We start from the raw sequence: 2395 nt of genomic DNA on the forward strand, positions 1-2395 counted from the left end.
GCAGCGCTGCCGTGAAATCGGGGAAGGGGCAGCAGCATGACGGCGATCTGGACGCAACCGCGCAGCATGCTTCGTGAGATGACGATCCAGCAGGCGCTTGAATGGGCCTTCGCCACTGAATGTGCACAGCTGGATTTTGATGATTTGGCTTTTTACGAACTCCAAGCTGGTGACTTTGATCAGCCAGGGCGCGACACGATCACGACCATCCAGCGCCGCGGCGAGCTTGGCTGCACGGTCGATGGCGGTGGAACCAGTGCGCCCCATCCGGATGCGCTGCTTATTGCGGGTGAGGTGGCGCGCTTGCCGTTCGAGGTTGGTGGGAAGAAGATGGCGATGCGCATTGCTGCGCTGGCACGGGCACGCGAGACCCCGGATTGGCGGGATGATGAGCGCCGTGGTGTGGTGCCGTGCGGCTGGGACATGACCGATCGCGGGGAATGGCTGGCTGCAACCCGTAAACTTGCACCGGTTACCTACCGCCATGCCCGTAAGCGGGAAAAGAGAACTTACACCCCAGAATTGTGTCCGATCAGCTATGGCGGTTCTGCTGCTGTTATTGCGCGGCGCAGGCGCGAATATCTGGCGTGGGTCGGTGCGTTGCTCCATCTCTTGTCGGAGATGACATGGTGGCGCCTTGATACGATCCGAGTGGTCGAACGGCTTCCCCCTTACGCACCGTGGAATTCTTCTTGACTGCCCCCTGGCTTCCTTGACATAAGGGTCTGGCCATACCTGCGCCCGGATGAGAAATCATCGCGGGCGCTTTGCGTTTTTTGCTTTGGTTTTTTCCTATGGCAGGCTGTCTAAACATCTAGCTGCAGACTTCTGGCGGCCTGATCTAACCTCACTATACAAATGGTGAGGTTAGAAATGGGTGCGATAGAAATTATAGGTTATCTGCTGGCCAGTATTGATCTGTTTGATAAGACTGAAGCAGCGGAGGTGCTACTGCGGCGCATCTTGATTTGGATGAGAAGGGTGAGCGCCCGTATCCCTCTCAGGTTTTTGCTTTCACTCTATTTGCTCTCGGCAGGTGCCTTTGGACTTTACAAAAAGCTGGATACAACTGCTGTAGCTATGCTTTCCCCTGCGTCCGGGGTTGAGCCAAGCCTATTACGCTTGATGGTAATGTTCGTTCTAATGTCGCCGGCAATCTTCGTCATGCTCATGCTGGTTATACGGTTGATGCAAGCAACTCTAGCAATTTTCTCCCGGCATCCGAAGGGGATTATGGGATCGATAGGTTTAGTTGTTACAGCCATACCCAGTTTAATCGAGCATGTACTGTAAGGCGCTGTGAGCGGTGAAAATGGGATTCGCGATGTACCGAGGCACATCAACAATGCTTGTGGTTTGATGATGCCTCATTCGTGGCATACGGCTATTTCTTTTTTTCGGCTGGCGAACGCTTTTCTGCGACTTGAGGCTTTGTGCTGGTCGTCGCGGGCTTTTGTGTGGTTTGACCGGGCTTCGATGAGTTTGTTGACATAGCGCCATCGCGACTTTGTCCTTTGGTCACAATTGTTTTTTGCTTAACCATGCCTTGTTCTGCCTTAGATGGGGGTCTCCGAGGGATATGTCTTCAGAGTTGATTCGTGAAGCCATCAGACATGCTGAAGTGAAGCAGGCGTCCCAGCTCCAAATTGCCTTGGCTGCTGATAGTAGGGCGATGACGCTGTGTGTATCGACTGCGGCAATTGCGAGCGTTCTGGTCGGCATCATCGCGAATATGTCTGACAAGACCGCTGCTTTTCCGGTCGTGCTCACAGCTGCGCTCTTTTTTGTCGCGTCTTGTTATGCTGCTTGGTCGGCTAGGCCGATAGGATTTTCTGCTCCAGGACAGGACTTTTCAGATTTTAAAGAGGACATTTTGTCGAAGCGTGATGTTGATGCGGTTCTCATCGAGCTTGGCGGTCAGCTCGATGAAATGGCTGCACACAATGAAGGATGTACAAAACGTAATGCAAAGTGGTTTAAGCGGTCTCTGATTGTTGCCGCTAGCGCACCATGGATCGGCTTGGCAGCGGGCTTCTTCTTTAAATGATCACAGTCACCCTTGATGACACGGTTCTTCAAGCCAACCTGCAGCAACTGTCTGAGCGACAGATCAAGTGGGCTGCCAAGGATGCGCTGGATAAGACGGCAGATGACGTCCTGTCAGGTATTCATGCGCGGATGGATACGGTCTTCGACCGGCCAACGCCGTTTACCAAGCGGGCCTTTGTGATCCAGAAGGCACATACCGAACGGCTTGAGGCGGTGATCCATGAGCGCCCGCGTAACGCGGATCGCGATTACCTCAAGGTGCAAGAGAGCGGTGGCGCGCGACCTTCAACCGGCCTCGAAACTGTTCTGCGCTCTCGGCTGGCCTATGACGGCACGATCACGGCGG

General features: G+C 54.2%; 3 protein-coding genes and 1 pseudogene. All 4 read left to right on the forward strand.

Going from position 1 to position 2395, the window contains the following annotated elements; translation table 11 throughout:
• Positions 1-36 precede the first annotated feature (36 nt).
• Positions 37-696 carry a hypothetical protein gene (locus RTS12_RS20590; protein ID WP_312532004.1) on the forward strand — a complete coding sequence of 220 codons (660 nt, stop codon included), beginning with the start codon at positions 37-39 and terminating at the stop codon, positions 694-696.
• A 177-nt stretch (positions 697-873) separates the two neighbouring features.
• Entirely contained in the window at positions 874-1293 is a 420-nt protein-coding gene (locus RTS12_RS20595) for a hypothetical protein (protein WP_312532006.1), read from the forward strand.
• Positions 1294-1579: 286 nt separating this feature from the next.
• Entirely contained in the window at positions 1580-2047 is a 468-nt protein-coding gene (locus RTS12_RS20600; RefSeq protein WP_312532008.1) for a hypothetical protein, read from the forward strand.
• Positions 2044-2395: pseudogene (locus RTS12_RS20605) on the forward strand (hypothetical protein); the annotation flags it as partial. The gene RTS12_RS20600 and the pseudogene RTS12_RS20605, both read left to right, overlap by 4 nt.

The organism is Paracoccus sp. (in: a-proteobacteria) (assembly GCF_032007265.1).
In the GTDB taxonomy this organism is placed as follows: Bacteria; Pseudomonadota; Alphaproteobacteria; order Rhodobacterales; family Rhodobacteraceae; genus Paracoccus.